Origin of the sequence: Streptomyces sp. NPDC093252 (genome assembly GCF_040683675.1) — a bacterium.
GTDB lineage: Bacteria > Actinomycetota > Actinomycetes > Streptomycetales > Streptomycetaceae > Streptomyces.
Genome location: NZ_JBFBEM010000013.1, coordinates 51,864 through 67,018, shown reverse-complemented (window position 1 = coordinate 67,018; position 15,155 = coordinate 51,864). Strand labels below are relative to the sequence as shown.

Here is a 15,155-nt window from a genome sequence, read left to right as displayed (position 1 = left end):
GCCCGCTTCGGCTACCGGAAGTCCTGGGACGGGGTGGGGGTTGGCGGGGGGCCTGGGGGCTGGGGAGGGGTGGGAGGTGCCCCGGGGGCCCAGGCCGCCTCGGGACAGCTCTGCCCTCTGCGCCCCTAGGACCCGCCGGATGACGACGGCACGTCGGCGTACTTGCTGTCCGCGGCCGGGTCCAGGGCCAGTCGGTAGCCGCGCTTGACGACGGTCTGGATCAGTCTGGGGGCGCCGAGGGCGGTGCGGAGCCGGGCCATGGCGGTCTCGACGGCGTGCTCGTCGCGGCCGGAACCGGGCAGCGCGCGCAGCAGTTCGGCGCGGGCGACGACCCACCCGGGCCGCCGGGACAACGCCCGCAGCAGGGACATCCCGGCGGGCGGCACGGGTTTGAGGACGCCGTCGACCAGGACGGCGTGGCCCCGGATCTCGACCCGGTGCCCGGCCAGCGGCAGGGTACGGGCGCGGCCGGGCAGTTCCTGGCAGAGGAGCTGGACGAGGGGGCCGAGCCGGAACCGCTCGGGCTGGAGGGTGTCGACGCCCTGGGCCTGGAGCGGCAGCGCCGTGACCGGTCCGACGCACACCGGCAGGACATCGTGGTGGAAGGCGGCGAGCAGGCCGGGCAGCAGCCCGCGCTCCCCGGCGCGGGAGAGCAGGGAGGCGGCGGCGGGGGCGCTGGTGAAGGTGAGGGCGTCGACGCCACGGGCGAGGGCGGTGTCCAGCAAGCGGTCGACGGGGCCGATGTCCTCCGGCGGCATCCACCGGTAGACGGGGACACCGATGACCTCGGCGCCGCTCGCGCGCAGCGCCTCGACGAACCCGGGCAGCGGCTCCCCGTGCAACTGGACGGCGACGAGCCGCCCCTCGACGCCCTCCTCCAGCAGCCGGTCCAGCACCTCGGCCATGGACTCGCTGGACGGCGACCACTTCTCGGTGAGCCCGGCGGCCCGGATCGCGCCCTTGACCTTGGGGCCGCGGGCGAGCAGTTCCACCCCGCGCAGCCGGTCGAGCAGGGCGTCGCCGAGCCCCCAGCCGTCGGCGGCCTCGACCCAGCCGCGGAAGCCGATGGCGGTGGTGGCGACGACGACGTCCGGTGCGCGCCGGATCAGTTCCCCGGTGGCGACGAGGAGTTCACCGTCGTCGGCGAGCGGCACGATCCGCAGGGCGGGGGCGTGCAGGACGGCGGCCCCGCGCCGGCGCAGCAGCGCCCCGAGTTCGTCGGCGCGCCGGGCGGCGGTGACGCCGACGGTGAACCCCGAGAGGGGGCCGGGGGCTGCGGATGGTCGCTGGGCGTCGTCGTCCATGGCTCTCGTCGGCTCTCGTTCGTCTCGGGGGCGCAGAGGGGAGCGGGGGCGCGGGGTGGGGGCCTGCTCCCGTCTCCCGGGCCGGATGCGGTGGTGCCCGCCGGCCGGTCGCTCACCTACCGATCGAGCCTGTCAACGGCGCGTGACAGGCTCGGATCGGGTCGATGTCACCGGTGTTACGGGTGACCGGGCGGGAGTCAGGCCGCCGAGCGGAGCCACAGCAATCATCACTGTCAGACCTCGGCGTGGCCGAGCGCGGTCCTCGGCTCGGCGGCGGTCCGGTCCGCGGCCCGTTCGGCGGCCCGTACGGCCGGGCGGCGAAGGTATACGGCCCAGGTCAGGACGGAGCAGAGCGCGTAGACGGCGAGGAAGGCGACGAACGCCCCGGTGCCGGTGCCGGTGCTCTGGAAGGACTGCCGGAAGGCGAGGTTGATCCCGAGTCCGCCGAGCGCGCCGACCGCTCCGATGAGCCCCATGGACGCCCCCGACAACCGCCGTCCGTAGGCCGCCGCGGCCTCCCCGGTCAGCCCCCTGCCCAGCGCCTTGCGCTGGAAGATGCCCGGGATCATCTTGTACGTGGACCCGTTGCCGAGGCCGCTGAGCACGAACAGCAGGATGAAGGCGGCGGTGAACAGCGGCAGCGACTCCCGGACGCTCGCGAGGATCACGAACCCGGTGGCGGCGGCCATCCCGACGTAGTTCCACAGGGTGATCCGGGCACCGCCGTACCGGTCGGCGAGGGCCCCGCCCAGGGGGCGGATGAGGGACCCGAGCAGCGGCCCGACGAAGGTGACGTAGGCGGCCTGGAGCGGCGTACGGCCGAACTGCGTCTGGAGCACCAGCCCGAACGCGAAGCTGTACCCGATGAACGACCCGAACGTCCCGATGTAGAGGACGGACATGATCCAGGTGTGCGGTTCGCGGACGGCGTCCCGGGCGGCGCCGGTGTCATTGCGCAGACTGGCGAGATTGTCCATGCGGAGCGCGGCGAGGACGGCGGCCAGCACGATGAGGGGGATGTAGATCCCGAGCAGCACGCGCGGCCCGCCCCCCGCCCCGATCACGGCGAGCCCGGCCACCTGCATCACCGGCACGCCGATGTTCCCGCCCCCGGCGTTCAGTCCGAGCGCCCACCCCTTCTTCCGGAGCGGGAAGAAGGCGTTGATGTTGGTCATGGAGGAGGCGAAGTTCCCGCCCCCGACCCCGGCGAGCATCGCGCAGAGCAGGAAGGTGGTGTACGAGGTCCCCGGCTCCATCACCGTGAAGGCGACGACGGTCGGCACGAGCAGCGCCCCGGCCGAGACGACGGTCCAGTTCCGGCCGCCGAAGAGCGCGACGGCGAAGGTGTACGGCACCCGGACGACGGCGCCGACGAGGGTGGCCATGGAGACGAGGAAGAACTTGTCGGCGGGGGTGAGCCCGTACTCGGGGCCCATGAACAGCACCAGCACCGACCAGACGGTCCAGATGGAGAACCCGATGTGCTCGGAGAGGATCGAGAAGAGCAGATTCCGCCGGGCGACCCGCTCCCCGCCCTCCCGCCAGAGGGTCTCGTCCTCGGGGTCCCACCGCTGGATCCAGCGTCCGCCGCGCCCGGGGACGGGGGCGGAGGCGGTGGGGGTGGGGGTGGGGGTCGGCGGCTCGGTCTCTGCCGTACTCGGGGCTGTCATGACGCCTCCACGGGGCTCCGGGGCTCGGGGTCCGCTCAGGGGGGTGCTCGTATGGATGCCTGGGGTTCTGCCCGGTGGTGTCCGGGTGGTGCCCGGGGTTCTGCGAGCGGCTGATCTGAAGGTAGGGAGGGGTCGTTTCGGCCCTGTGGCGCCGGGTGACCGGGGAGGAACGTTGCTCTCACGCGGGGGTGGGGGTGGGTGAGAGATGGGGGCGGCGGTCGTCGTTCAGTGCCCGACGGCGAACGGATTGCCCGGCGCCGGGAACTGCGGCCCGTCCGACGGTACGTACCGCAGCCGCCCCCGCTCATCGGTGACCGGGGTGAGCCCGGCGGCCAGCATCCGCGTCACATGGCGGGCCCGCGACCGGGGGTTGACGAACCGCTCGAACACCACCGCGGCCGAGAGGATCACCCCGCAGAACACCCCGGCGACGACCACCGCCGTCGGGTTCCCGCGGAAGCGGTACATGAACGCGGCGGTGACCGGGATGAAGAAGAGAGCCACGAGCAGAAGCCGGACCCGGCCGCTCAGCTCCGTCCGGAGGTCCCACTCGATCCGCAGCCTGAACAGCGCCACGTCCTCGGGCGCCAGCGGAGGCCGGGGACCGCCGGTGGCCGCGTCCGGATACCGGGCCCGATTCCCGGCGGCCCGCGCCCGCCCCTCCGCGCCGGGGTCGGGCCGGAGCATCAGATACATCTCCTCCCGCCCCTGCGAGGCGTCCGCGTACCGGTACCCGAACTGCTCGGCGAGACAGGCCAGCCGGGCCATCGTCCTCAGCCCGGCGAACCGTACGGTGAGCCGGACCGGGCGCCCTTCGGCCATCTCCCGGAACATCCGCTTGACCAGGCGCTTGCGCATCCGCGGGCCTCCCCCGACCTCGGCTGGATTTACGTCAACTTTCAACGGTATCAGCGGGGTGATCGGGGTGATCGAATGAACAAGGTGAGCGAATGATCGGTGCGATCAGGTGAGTGGGGTGAGCGGTGAGTGGTGAGTGGCGTGAGCGGGGTGAGCGGGGTGAGGGGGGTGAGGGGTGAGCGAGGTGATCAGGTGAGCGGCGTGACCGGGTGACCCGACATGACCGGCTGATCAAGCGACCGGCGTGATCAGGTGACCGCCGGTCACCTCGGCCGCTTCCGGCTCCCGCCCCTCCCCCGCTTCCCGCCCGGCGCCCCACTCGACGCGCCTCCCGACCCGCCCCCCGGCGCCCCGCTCGACACCCCGCTCGACGCCCCGTTCGGCCACAGCCGGGGACGGCGCTTGGCGGCGATGTCCTCGACCCAGCCGACGGCCAGGATCGCCAGCCCGATCAGGGGCCAGACCAGCACGAACATCCAGAGCGTGTAGGTGGAGTCGAGCGCGGCGACCGCCCCCTCGTTCTGCATGAACGGCACGTCGTAGGCGAGGTCGATGAGCGGGACCGTGGCCATGATCAGCATGTTGTGCCACAGATAGATCGTGACCGCGCGGTTGTTGGAGAGGGTGACCAACTTGTCCCATCGGGCCAGCCGTCCGGGCAACTCCTGCCAGGAGGGCGAGTAGAGCAGCAGGATCACCACGAAACCGAAGGACCAGGTGGCCTGGGCCAGGGGAATGTCGTTCAGGTCCCAGCCGTCCGGGCCGAGGTGCCCCGACGCCCACCACAGTCCGAACGCCATCACCAGCACGGCGCCGGAGACGGCCGCGTAGCGCGGGACGCGCTGGAGCAGGCCCTCGTGATGGGCGAAGCCGAGCACCCAGCAGCCGCCGTAGACCGCGAAGTCGGTCACCGCGTTGCCGGTCTCGCCGGGGATGGTCACCAGGCCCGTGCCGACGACCGCCGTGAGGCCGAGCGGGGCGAGCAGCGTCGCCCAGGGCGCCCGGCGGAACGCCCACAGCAGCAGCGGCGAGGCGATCACGAACCAGAGGTAGGCCCGCAGGTACCACAGGGGTCCCGCCGCCTGCACGGCCCAGGTGTCCTCCAGCAGCCCGGACTTGGAGCCGATCTGCCAGGGGAAGGGCGGCGCGCCGAACGGGAAGACGTAGTTCAGGACCTTCAGCCAGCCCCAGACCGTCCCGTCCCCGTCCCGCCCCGGGTCCCAGCCCCCGGCGAACATCAGCACCAGCACCACCGCCGCGAACGCCCACAGCGGTGGCAGCAGCCGGCGGATCCGGCCCTGGATCACACCCCGGGCCGGACGCTTCAGCGACCGCGCCATCAGCGAGCCCGCCAGCGCGAACATCACGCCCATCGACGGAAACAGCACCGTCAGCCAGGCCCAGCCGAAGAGGTGGTACACGACCACCCGGACCAGGGCGATCGAGCGCAGCAGGTCCAGGTAGCGGTCCCGGCCGCCCGGCCGCGCCGCTCCGGCCGCGGGCGCCGATCCGGTCCCCGTGTCCGGCACAGACCCCGTGTCCAGCGCAGGCCCCTTGTCCGGCACGGGCCCGGCGTCCGGCGCAGGCCCCGTGTCCGGCACAGGCCCGGTGGCCCGCTGCTCCGGAACGCCGTACGACGGGGCCGTCGTCCCCGGGGCGGCCGGGCCCGCGGAGTAGGGGGACCCGGGGGGATAGGGGGACCCGGCGGAGTAAGGGGACCCTGCGGGGTACGGGGACCCCGCGGGATAGGGGTCGCTCATGCCACCGGCCTCCGGTCGCCGCTGCCCGCCGGGCGCTGTCCGGGAACCGCTCCGCCGGGTGCCCCGAGCGCCCCCGTCCGCCGCAGCTTCTGCCACCGCAGCCGCCCCCCGGTCAGCGCCGTGATCCAGGACTGGAGCAGGACGACGTACATGAGCTGGCGGTAGAGGATCTGCTGGAGGGGCAGTGAGATCAGGTGGGTCATGCGCTCCCGGTCGAGCCGGAAGGCGTACGCGGCGCAGACCGCCTGGATGAGCAGGACGCCCGCCCAGGCGCCGATCGTCTTCTCCGTCGGGCCGAAGACCAGGCCGTAGATGAGGAAGACGTCGATCAGGGGGGCGAGGAGCGGGGCGAGGACCATGAAGAGGGAGACCAAAGGGAGGCCGACCCGGCCGAAGCGGCCGGAGGGGCCGCGGTCGACCAGCGCCCGGCGGTGCTTCCAGATCGCCTGCATGGTGCCGTACGACCAGCGGTAGCGCTGCGACCACAACTGCTGGACGGACTCGGGGGCCTCGGTCCAGGCGCGGGCGTTCTCCGCGTAGACGACCCGCCAGCCGTCGCGGTGCAGGGCCATGGTGATGTCGGTGTCCTCGGCGAGCGTGTCGTCGCTCATCCCGCCGACCCGCTCCAGTGCCGAGCGGCGGAACGCGCCGACCGCGCCGGGGATGGTCGGCATGCAGCGCAGGATGTCGTACATCCGGCGGTCCAGGTTGAAGCCCATCACGTACTCGATGTGCTGCCAGGCGCCGATCAGCGAGTCGCGGTTGCCGACCTTGGCGTTGCCCGCGACCGCGCCCACGCGCGGGTCGCCGAAGGGCTGGACGAGTTCGCGGACGGTGGACGGTTCGAAGACCGTGTCGCCGTCCATCATCACGATCAGATCGTGGCTCGCGTTGGCGATGCCCCGGTTCAGGGCGGCGGGCTTGCCGCCGTTGAGCTGGCGCACCACCCGCACCCCCGGCAGCCGCAGATCCTCGACGATCCGTGCTGTTCCATCGGTCGAACCATCGTCCACGACGATCACTTCGATCGGATGATCACTTGCGACCAGCGAACGAACAGTCTGTTCGATGCACTTCGCCTCGTTGTACGCCGGTACCAGCACCGTCACCGGTTCGGTGATCGGCGGCCCCCAGCGGAAGCCGCGGCGCCGGACCTTGCGCGCGTGCGCCACGGACAGGATCAGCATCATCCCGAAGCGACCGAACACCAGGACACCGATCACCGCGAGCCCGACCACCAGCACATCGGTGATCCGCCCGGACGCCTGCACCAGGAACACCCAGGCGTCGCCCTTCGCCGCGTCGAGGCCGGTGACCCGGGTGTGGGCGCTGGGCGCGTCCAGGGCCCCGGTCAGGGTGCTGAACCGGTAGCCCTCGTCCTGGAGGCGCGGGATGTACCGGTCGAGCGCGGCCACGGTCTGCGAACGATCGCCCCCGGAGTCGTGCATGAGGACGATCGCGCCCTGGTCCTTCTCCTTCGGCATCGACCGCCGGATGATCTCCTCGACCCCCGGCCGCTTCCAGTCCTCGCTGTCCGCGTCGTTGACGACGGTGATGTAACCCCGGCTGCCGATGTACTCGGTCACCGGCCACGACTCGTTGTCCATGGCCCACGCGAACGAGGAGTACGGCGGCCGGAAGAGGGACGTGCGGATGCCCGCCGCGCCCGCCAGCGCCAGTTGGTTCTGGGACAGCTCCCAGTCGATGCGGCTCTCGGACTGGAGGGAGAGATCGGGGTGGTTGAAGGTGTGCAGCCCGATCTCGTGGCCCTCGTCCACGATCCGCTGCACCAGTTCCGGATGGCGCGAGGCCATGGTCCCGGTGATGAAGAAGACGGCGTGCGCGTCGTGCTTCTTCAGGACGTCCAGCACTCTCGGGGTCCAGACCGGGTCGGGACCGTCGTCGAAGGTGAGGACGAGTTCGTGGTCGGGGAGCCGCAGGCTGCTGCGCTTGCCGTCCCGGGTGTCGATCACCGGTCCGCCCTTGAGGACGTCCTGCGGGACCTCGCTCTTGGAGACCGGGTCCTGGACCCGGTGATCGGCCAGGATCTCGCTGTGCACATAGCCGCGCAGCATCAGCATCGCCATCAGGGCGACCAGGACGAGCGAGGGGAGCAGCAGCCGCATGGGCACGCGGCGCCGCCGTGGGCCGGAGGGGGCGGAACCCCTGCGGCGGGAGCGGGTTGCCATCAGAGCAGGTACTCCGGGGACGACGGGGAGGGAGCGGGGAGAAGGGGGGAGGTGAGGGGCGTGAGGTGCGTGAGGGGCGTGAGGGAAGTGCGGGGGGTGGTGGAGGAGGACAGGGGGGAGGCCGCGCCGCCCTGTACCGCCGCCGCCCCGTCGCCCGTGCCGCCGCCCGCCTCGCCGGGAGGGGTCGTGGAGGGGTCGGGGTTCTGCGGGGTGGACGGCGGGCCGGTGGGGGTGCCCGGGTCGGACGAGGTGGTGGCCGGGGACGACGGCTCCGTGCCGGAGTCGGTCGGGCCGGTGCCGGGCTTGGTGGCCGTACCGCCGGTCCCGGCGGGGGGCTCGGGTTCCTCCGAAGTACGGGGGTCGGCGGAGGCGGTGGCCTCCTCGGTCGCGGTGGGGCCCGCGCCGGGCGAGGGGGTGGTGTCCTCGGTCGCCGACGGCGACGGGCCGGGGGCGGTCGCGCTCGGGTCGGCGGACTCGGCGGAGGTGCGCGGCTCGGGGGTGGTGTCCACCTGCCCGGCCGGCTGCCCGTCCTGCTGTCCTGGCACCGGCAGCCAGGGCGCGTGGGAGTTCCCGGACATCAGGGTGGCGACGATGACGACCGCGTAGACCGCGCAGGCCACCGCCACCGCCATGCCGATCCGCCGGTAGCGCCTGCTGCGCCGCCCGGTCGCGTCGACGAACACCGGTCCGTCGCCGCCCTCGGGTCCGTCCCCGGGGGCCGCGCGCACCACGCCGCCCTCCCCGACCTGCACCGCGTCCATCTGGACGGTCACCTCGTGCGGATCGTGGGCGTGCGCGGCACCGCGCGCCCCGGTGACCTCTTTGTCGTCCATCTGTCCCCAGGGGTCGCGCAGGGGCACCCCGACCGGGGGGAGGACGGCGGTGCCGTCACCGGGAACGGGGCGCCGCGCCGCGGCGGGCGGCAGCACCTCGGTCGCTCCGGTGAGGGGGACGCCCCAGGATCCGACGGGGGGCGCTCCGCCGTGACGGGAAGCGGACCCGGGTCCGGCGTCCGTCGTCGGCAGCACCTCGGTCTCCCCGGCATCGGCTGCGGCGGCGGTGCCTCCGTCGGCGGGCAGGGCCCCGAACGTCCGGCCGCCGCCCCCCGGCCCCGCTCCCCCCTTCGGGCGCCGCGGTTCGAACGCCCGGAACGGTTCCGCGGGCTGTCCGGGTCCGTCGGCGTCGGACGGGGCGGGAGAGGGGCCTGAGTCCGCCTCCGCATCGCCGCTCTCGTCGCCGTCCCGGTCCTGGTAGTGGCCCCCGGACTCCCTGGTCGTTGCTCCGGTGGCCGAAATGTCACCCTGCTTGGTTGCGGGCGCGGGCCATTCCGGTTGGGCGTCTTCTCGCCACTTGTTCACGTGCGCACTTCCCCCCACGGGACAGTTCCGGAAGCGCGGACGACACCGAGCACTCGTCGACCGAACCGGTTCCCCTCCCGGTTCCAGCGCCCCCATTACCACACCGTGCTCGCGCCATGAATGTAGCGCACGCGCGGGAATCGTGTTCGCCGTGTGTCAATCGTGGACGTTCATCACATGAATGTCGGTGGCTGGAATCCATCCCCCTGGAGGGCGTCGCAGCCACCCCTCGGCCGCCCCGAGCTGGGCCGCCGCCCGGCGGAGCGCGGTGAGACCGGGGTGCACCAGCCCTTTTCGCCAGACCAGGGAGACCGGCGACAGCGGCACCGGATCGACCAGGGGCCGGTGCACGGTCCCCGGCATGGCCGGAAACTCCTGGACGACGAGGATCGGGCTGCCGGTTTTCGCCATCACCCGCTGGAACTCCTCCTCCCCGATCGCCAGCGGATGGGGTGACGCGACCTCGATGCCCCGTCCCTCGAACAGGTGACGGGCCAGGTCGGTCCACTCCGGCGTCCGGGGATTGCCGTCCCCGGCGTACACCGACTCCCCGGCGAGCGCGGCGAGCGGCACCCTCTCGATTTCGGCCAGCGGATGGGCCAGCGGCAGCAGCACCGCCATTGGCTCGAAACGAACGGGCTGCTGAGCGAGGCCGGCCCGCAGCGCCGGGTCCAGTCCGGCGAACCGGCCGAAGGAGACGTCCAGCCGCCCGGCCAGCAACTCCCCGGCCGCCCCGGTCAGTCCGCTCTCGTAGCGGGCCATCAGCTCCAGCTCGGGGGCGAGTTCGCGGGCCCGCAGCAGGACCCGCCGGGCCGTGCCGAGCCCCGGGGAGTTGACATCGACCAGCAGCGGCCGGGCCGGGCCGAGCGCCGCGAGCAGTTCGTCCTGCGCCCGCAGCACCCGCCGCGCGTACGGCAGCAGCCGCTCCCCGTCCGCGGTGAGCGTCACCTGGCGGGTGGTGCGCAGGAACAGTTCCACCCTCAGCTCCCGCTCCAGCCGCCGGACGTCCCTGCTGAGCGCCTGCTGGGAGACATGGCGGCGGGCGGCGGCACGGGTGAAGTGCAGTTCCTCCGCCACGGCGACGAAGGAGCGGAGCAGTCGGGGATCGAGGTCGGCGGGCATCCCGGGACCGTACCGCACGATTCACAACCCGGGTGCGTGAATGGGCGGTCGGAAGGTGTTGGACCGGACGATCATGCGCGGGCGACCGTGGACCCCATGCCCCAGCCCCCGTACGCCCGCCGCAGGCCGCCCGCCCGAGCGGGTGTGGCCCCCGCCGTCACCGCCGACACCCTGGTCGCCGCCGACCTGCGGCCGAGGGACCGGTCCGTCGCCGCCGACCTGCGGCCGAGGGACCGGTCCCACGGCCCCCGGTGTCCCGACCGGCCCCCGCGCCGGACCGCGCCGCCCGGCCCCTACCGGCGCCTCTTCGCCCTGCCCGGCACCCGTGCCTTCACCGCCGGCAATCTGCTGGCCCGGCTGCCGATGGGCATGTTCAGTGTGAGCGCGGTGGTGATGATCGCCGGGGCCCGCGACTCGTACGCCCTCGCCGGGGCCGTCACCGCGACCGGGCTCGCCGCCACCGCGTTCGTCGCCCCCTGGACGGCCCGGCTGGTCGACCGGCACGGGCAGGCGCGGATCGCCGTACCGGCCACCCTGTGCGCGGTGCTCGGGAGCCTCGCCCTGGTGCTGTGCGTCCGGTACGAGGCCCCCGCGTGGACCCTGTTCGCCTCCTACGCCGCCACCGCCACCACCCCGAACATCGGCGGCATGTCCCGGGCCCGCTGGGCGCATCTGCTGGCGGACGACCCCGGGGCGCGGCACACGGCGAACGCGTTCGAGCAGTCCGCCGACGAACTGAGCTTCATGCTGGGCCCGGTACTGGCGGCGTTCCTGTCCGGGACGCTCTTCCCGGAGGCGGGCACCCTGACCGGGGTGGTGCTGCTGGTGAGCGGGGTGCTGATCTTCACGGCGCAGCGCTCGACCGAGCCGCCGCCGCGCCCAGCGACCTCGTCCGCCCCGCCGCTGCGGGCGCCCGGGATGGTGCCGCTGCTGGTGATCTGCCTGGCCATGGGGGCGGTGTTCGGCACGATGGAGGTGGTCACCCTGGCCTTCGCGGACAGTGCCGGGCATCCGGCGGCGGCGGGCGCGGTCCTGGGGCTCCAGGCGGCCGGGTCGTTCGCGGCGGGGCTGGCCTTCGGGGCGCTGCGGCTCACCGGTCCGCCCGAGCGGCGCTATCCGTGGTGCATCGCCGCGATGGCCGTCCTGCTGACCCTGCCGCCGCTCGCCGCCGCGCTCACCGGGTCACTGGCGCTGGTCGCGGTGGCGCTGCTGATCGCCGGGATGGCGACCGCCCCGACGATGATCACGGGCATGACGCTGATCCAGCGGCGGGCCCCGGCGGACCGGCTCAACGAGGCCATGACCCTCGCCGTGACCGGGCTGCTCGCGGGGATCGCCTGCGGCGCCGCGGCCGGCGGCTGGACCGCCGAGCATCTGTCCCCCACGGCGGGCTACGGGCTGCCGGTCACCGCGGCGGCCGTCGCCCTGCTGCTGGCGCTGCGGACCCGCCGGTGAGGGGCGCACCCGGCGGTGCCCGCCGCGGAACGCACGGCGGAACCGGCGTCCCGGTGGGCGCCGGAGGCGGACACACCGAGGGCCCGGCAGTCGGTGACTGCCGGGCCCTCGTCATGGAGATTGTGGAGATGGCGGGAATCGAACCCGCGTCCAACGGTGCGGAACCAGGGCTTCTCCGTGTGCAGTCCGCTGCGATTTTCTCGGCCCCGGAGATCACGCGGACAAGTCTCCGACGGGCTCAGTCACTGTGTGGTTTCCCTTTTCACCCCGTGACCGGGATCAAGGTTTAGTCCCCTAGCTGATGCCAGGATCCGGGTCGGGAACAGCCCCGGGCTGACACTTCGCAAGTCGCTACTTAGGCAGCGAGGGCGAAGGAATCGCGCTTGGAATTGGCGATTATTGTTTTCGGCCTGTGGTTTACGAGATCATGGCCGCTTCCTCGACACGCTTCACCTGCTTCGACAACCGCTGTCGAAACCGATCATCCCCATGTGGTGTTTTCAATCTGCGAACTTCTCACCAGCACGCCCTGCGAAGCGGCGCTCACCCCATCGTAAGGGATCAGCGCCACGGCGTGCCAGCGTATTCCCGGCGACGCCCGGACGGCCCTTGTCCGGGACGGGTCACGCGCGCTGGCGCCGCCGTACCGCCGACATCGCCCGCTCGGTCTCGCGCCGGTCCTGCTTCTCGCGCAGGGTCTGGCGCTTGTCGTACTCCTTCTTGCCGCGCGCCAGGGCGATCTCGACCTTGGCCCGGCCGTCCTTGAAGTACAGGGCCAGCGGCACGATGGTGAAGCCGGACTCGCCGGACTTGGCCTCCAGCTTGTCGATCTCCACCCGGTGCAGCAGCAGCTTGCGCTTGCGGCGGGCACTGTGGTTGGTCCAGGTGCCCTGGCTGTACTCCGGGACATGCACGTTGTAGAGCCATGCCTCGTTCCCGTCGAGCTGGATGAACCCGTCGGCCAGCGAGGCCCGCCCCTGGCGCAGCGACTTGACCTCGGTACCGGTGAGGACCAGTCCGGCCTCGTAGGTGTCGAGGATGTGGTAGTCGTGCCGCGCCTTCTTGTTCTGCGCGATCAGCTTGCGCCCTTTTTCCTTAGCCATAGTGCGGACCATTTTCGCACTACGCGGGGGGTGGCCGGGAAGTGATTATGCGCGTCCGGCGCCGGGACCCTCCGTCCGTGCCCTTGGCTACCGTCCCAGCCCGGTGAGGACCGTCTCCGCGCGGTCCAGTGCCCCGGCGTCCGCCTCCAGGTCGGGGGTGATGCCCTCGCCGTCGACCGTGCGGCCGGCCGGGGTGCGGTAGTGGCCGACGGTCAGCTCGGCGACCGAGCCGTCCGGCAGGGGTGTCGGCATCTGCACGGAGCCCTTGCCGAAGGTGCGGGAGCCGACGACCACCGCCCGGCCCCGGTCCTGGAGGGCGCCGGTGACCAGTTCGGCCGCGCTCATCGTGCCGCCGTCGACCAGGGCGACCAGGGGGCGGGCGGTGTCGCCGCCGCCCTCGGCGTGCAGCGCCTGCTCGGCGCCGTCGACGTCGTAGGTGGCGACCAGGCCGCCGTCCAGGAAGGCCGAGGCGGCGGTGACGGCCTCGGTGACCAGCCCGCCGGAGTTGCCGCGCAGATCGAGGACGACACCGCTGCCGTCGGGGGCGCCACGCACGGCGTCGCGGACCGAGGCGCCGGAGCCCTTGGTGAAGGCGATCACCTTGATCACCGTGACCCCGCCGGGCAGGGCGCTGACGGTGACCGGGTCGGTGGACAGCCGGGCGCGCCGCAGAACCTGCTCCCACGCGCGGGTGCCCCGTTCGAGCCCGAGGCGGACGCTCGTACCGGCCTCGGCGTCCTGGGCGTCGCCGCGCAGCAGGGCGACCACCTCGGTGACCGGGAGCCCGGCCAGGCTCCGGCCGTCGACGGACACCAGCCGGTCGCCCGCGCGGACGCCCGCTCCGGCGGCGGGCGAGCCGGTGGAGACCTCGGTCACCTCGATCCGCCCGTCCCGCTCGCGCCGCGCCGACACCCCGACGCCGGTGTACGCGCCGTCGAGGGCCTCCTCGAAGTCGTCGTACTCGCCCTCGGTGTAGACGGCGTCCCAGCGCTCCCCGCTGCGGCTGACGGCCCGCTCGGCGGCCTCCACCGGGGACGTGCCCTCCGCCATGGCCTCGGCGGCGGCCTCGGCGATGTCCTCGCGCCCGGCCGGGACGGGGACGTCATGGCGCCCGGCGGGGGTGGCGGCGCTGGTGGTTCCGGGCTCGGGGGCGGGGCGCCGCTCGGCGACCGGGAGCGAGCCGGTCGCGGCACCGGCCACCAGGACTCCGGCGAAGACGAAGGTCAGGGCGGCCCCGCGGCAGAAGCGGCGGGGCTGATAGAACAGGTCGCGGCCTGACATGGCGGTGAGTCTAGGACAACGCGAAGGGCCGTACGGCCGGTTGACCGTACGGCCCTCGGGGCGAGTGTCACACCTTCAGGTACTTGCGCAACGCGAAGAACGCGGCAAGGGCGGGCATCAGCAGGCTGGTCGCGAGGATCAGCGGCAGCTTGGCGAGGACCGCGTCCCAGCCGATGAAGTTGATCAGGTTGAGCTTCTCGGACAGAGCGAGTCCGTGATCGATGATGAAGTACCGGGCGAGCACCAGGAAGCCGCACGCCACCAGTCCGCCGATCAGCCCGGCGACGGCCGCCTCCATGATGAACGGCGCCTGGATGTAGAAGCCGGAGGCGCCCACCAGGCGCATGATGCCGGTCTCGCGCCGCCTGCTGAACGCCGAGACCCGGACCGTGTTCACGATCAGCATCAGCGCCACCACCAGCATCAGCGCCATGATCGCCAGGGCCGCCGCGTTCATGCCGTTGAGCAGTTCGAACAGGTTGTCCAGGATGCCCTTCTGGTCCTGGACCGACTGCACGCCGTCCCGCCCGTTGAAGGCGGTCGCGATCACCTGGTACTTCTCCGGGTCGTCCAGCTTGATCCGGTACGACTCCTGCATCTGGTCCGGGGTGAGCGAGCTGGCCAGCGGGGAGTCGCCGAACTGCTCCTTGTAGTGCTTGTACGCCTGGTCCTGGGACTCGTAGGTCACCGTGTCGACCACCGACATCTTCTCCAGGTCGGTGGTGATCTGCTGCTTCTGGTCCTCGGTGACCGCGCCCTTGGCGCAGTTGGGGTCGGACTCGGCGTCGGACTTGTTGCAGAGGAAGATCGAGACGTTGACCTTGTCGTACCAGTAGCCCTTCATGGTGTTGATCTGGTCGCTCATCAGGAGCGACCCACCGAAGAGGGCCAGGGACAGGGCCACCGAGACGACGACGGCGAAGGTCATCGTCAGATTGCGGCGGAGACCGACTCCGATCTCCGACAGGACGAACTGGGCGCGCATGGCGTCTGGTCAAGCCTTTCCGTGGACGGCTGCGGGACTGCTGCCGGCCGCTGGGGCCGAAGAGCCAAAG

The 15,155-nt window shown here is 72.6% G+C and carries 11 protein-coding genes and 1 other RNA gene; 1 reads left to right on the top strand and 11 read right to left on the bottom strand.

What is annotated here, in order from left to right; translation table 11 throughout:
* Positions 1–125 precede the first annotated feature (125 nt).
* From AB0O01_RS25975 to AB0O01_RS25945, 7 genes are all read right to left on the bottom strand, one after another.
* Positions 126–1,304: a uroporphyrinogen-III synthase gene (locus AB0O01_RS25975; RefSeq protein WP_365316968.1), complete on the bottom strand. Its 1,179-nt coding sequence runs from the start codon at positions 1,302–1,304 to the stop codon at positions 126–128.
* 233 nt (positions 1,305–1,537) lie between these two features.
* Complete coding sequence (locus AB0O01_RS25970; protein ID WP_365316966.1) at positions 1,538–2,974, bottom strand: nitrate/nitrite transporter; 1,437 nt, start codon at positions 2,972–2,974, stop codon at positions 1,538–1,540.
* 225 nt (positions 2,975–3,199) lie between these two features.
* Complete coding sequence (locus AB0O01_RS25965) at positions 3,200–3,832, bottom strand: hypothetical protein (RefSeq protein ID WP_365316964.1); 633 nt, start codon at positions 3,830–3,832, stop codon at positions 3,200–3,202.
* A gap of 263 nt (positions 3,833–4,095) precedes the next feature.
* The gene (locus tag AB0O01_RS25960; RefSeq protein ID WP_365316963.1) at positions 4,096–5,592 is read right to left on the bottom strand and encodes an acyltransferase family protein; all 1,497 of its coding nucleotides are present in this window, start codon (positions 5,590–5,592) and stop codon (positions 4,096–4,098) included.
* On the bottom strand, positions 5,589–7,781 hold the full coding sequence (locus tag AB0O01_RS25955) for a glycosyltransferase (protein ID WP_365316962.1): 2,193 nt from the start codon (positions 7,779–7,781) through the stop codon (positions 5,589–5,591). The genes AB0O01_RS25960 and AB0O01_RS25955 overlap by 4 nt, the downstream gene beginning before the upstream one ends.
* Positions 7,781–9,139: a hypothetical protein gene (locus AB0O01_RS25950; protein ID WP_365316960.1), complete on the bottom strand. Its 1,359-nt coding sequence runs from the start codon at positions 9,137–9,139 to the stop codon at positions 7,781–7,783. The genes AB0O01_RS25955 and AB0O01_RS25950 overlap by 1 nt, the downstream gene beginning before the upstream one ends.
* 156 nt (positions 9,140–9,295) lie before the next feature.
* Positions 9,296–10,261 (bottom strand): LysR family transcriptional regulator, encoded by a 966-nt coding sequence (locus tag AB0O01_RS25945; protein ID WP_365316958.1) that lies wholly within the window; start codon positions 10,259–10,261, stop codon positions 9,296–9,298.
* A gap of 96 nt (positions 10,262–10,357) precedes the next feature.
* On the opposite strand from AB0O01_RS25945, the gene AB0O01_RS25940 reads away from it, so the two are divergent.
* Positions 10,358–11,716: an MFS transporter gene (locus AB0O01_RS25940; protein ID WP_365316956.1), complete on the top strand. Its 1,359-nt coding sequence runs from the start codon at positions 10,358–10,360 to the stop codon at positions 11,714–11,716.
* A gap of 120 nt (positions 11,717–11,836) precedes the next feature.
* Here AB0O01_RS25940 and ssrA read toward each other — a convergent pair.
* The 4 genes from ssrA to ftsX form a co-directional block, all read right to left on the bottom strand.
* Positions 11,837–12,205: a transfer-messenger RNA gene (ssrA, locus tag AB0O01_RS25935) on the bottom strand.
* 134 nt (positions 12,206–12,339) lie between these two features.
* Entirely contained in the window at positions 12,340–12,819 is a 480-nt protein-coding gene (gene smpB, locus AB0O01_RS25930) for an SsrA-binding protein SmpB (RefSeq protein WP_365316954.1), read from the bottom strand.
* An 87-nt stretch (positions 12,820–12,906) separates the two neighbouring features.
* Entirely contained in the window at positions 12,907–14,100 is a 1,194-nt protein-coding gene (locus tag AB0O01_RS25925) for a S41 family peptidase (RefSeq protein WP_365316952.1), read from the bottom strand.
* 67 nt (positions 14,101–14,167) lie between these two features.
* On the bottom strand, positions 14,168–15,085 hold the full coding sequence (gene ftsX, locus AB0O01_RS25920; protein WP_365316950.1) for a permease-like cell division protein FtsX: 918 nt from the start codon (positions 15,083–15,085) through the stop codon (positions 14,168–14,170).
* Between the last annotated feature and the right edge of the window lie 70 nt (positions 15,086–15,155).

Bases quoted from the DNA above. Each gene is read 5' to 3' on its own strand.
- AB0O01_RS25945 (WP_365316958.1), bottom strand. From the start codon at position 10,261: ATGCCCGCCGACCTCGATCCCCGACTGCTCCGCTCCTTCGTCGCCGTG.
- ftsX (WP_365316950.1), bottom strand. From the start codon at position 15,085: ATGCGCGCCCAGTTCGTCCTGTCGGAGATCGGAGTCGGTCTCCGCCGC.
- AB0O01_RS25960 (WP_365316963.1), bottom strand. From the start codon at position 5,592: ATGAGCGACCCCTATCCCGCGGGGTCCCCGTACCCCGCAGGGTCCCCT.
- AB0O01_RS25940 (WP_365316956.1), top strand. From the start codon at position 10,358: ATGCCCCAGCCCCCGTACGCCCGCCGCAGGCCGCCCGCCCGAGCGGGT.
- AB0O01_RS25975 (WP_365316968.1), bottom strand. From the start codon at position 1,304: ATGGACGACGACGCCCAGCGACCATCCGCAGCCCCCGGCCCCCTCTCG.
- AB0O01_RS25965 (WP_365316964.1), bottom strand. From the start codon at position 3,832: ATGCGCAAGCGCCTGGTCAAGCGGATGTTCCGGGAGATGGCCGAAGGG.
- AB0O01_RS25925 (WP_365316952.1), bottom strand. From the start codon at position 14,100: ATGTCAGGCCGCGACCTGTTCTATCAGCCCCGCCGCTTCTGCCGCGGG.
- AB0O01_RS25970 (WP_365316966.1), bottom strand. From the start codon at position 2,974: ATGACAGCCCCGAGTACGGCAGAGACCGAGCCGCCGACCCCCACCCCC.
- smpB (WP_365316954.1), bottom strand. From the start codon at position 12,819: ATGGCTAAGGAAAAAGGGCGCAAGCTGATCGCGCAGAACAAGAAGGCG.
- AB0O01_RS25955 (WP_365316962.1), bottom strand. From the start codon at position 7,781: ATGGCAACCCGCTCCCGCCGCAGGGGTTCCGCCCCCTCCGGCCCACGG.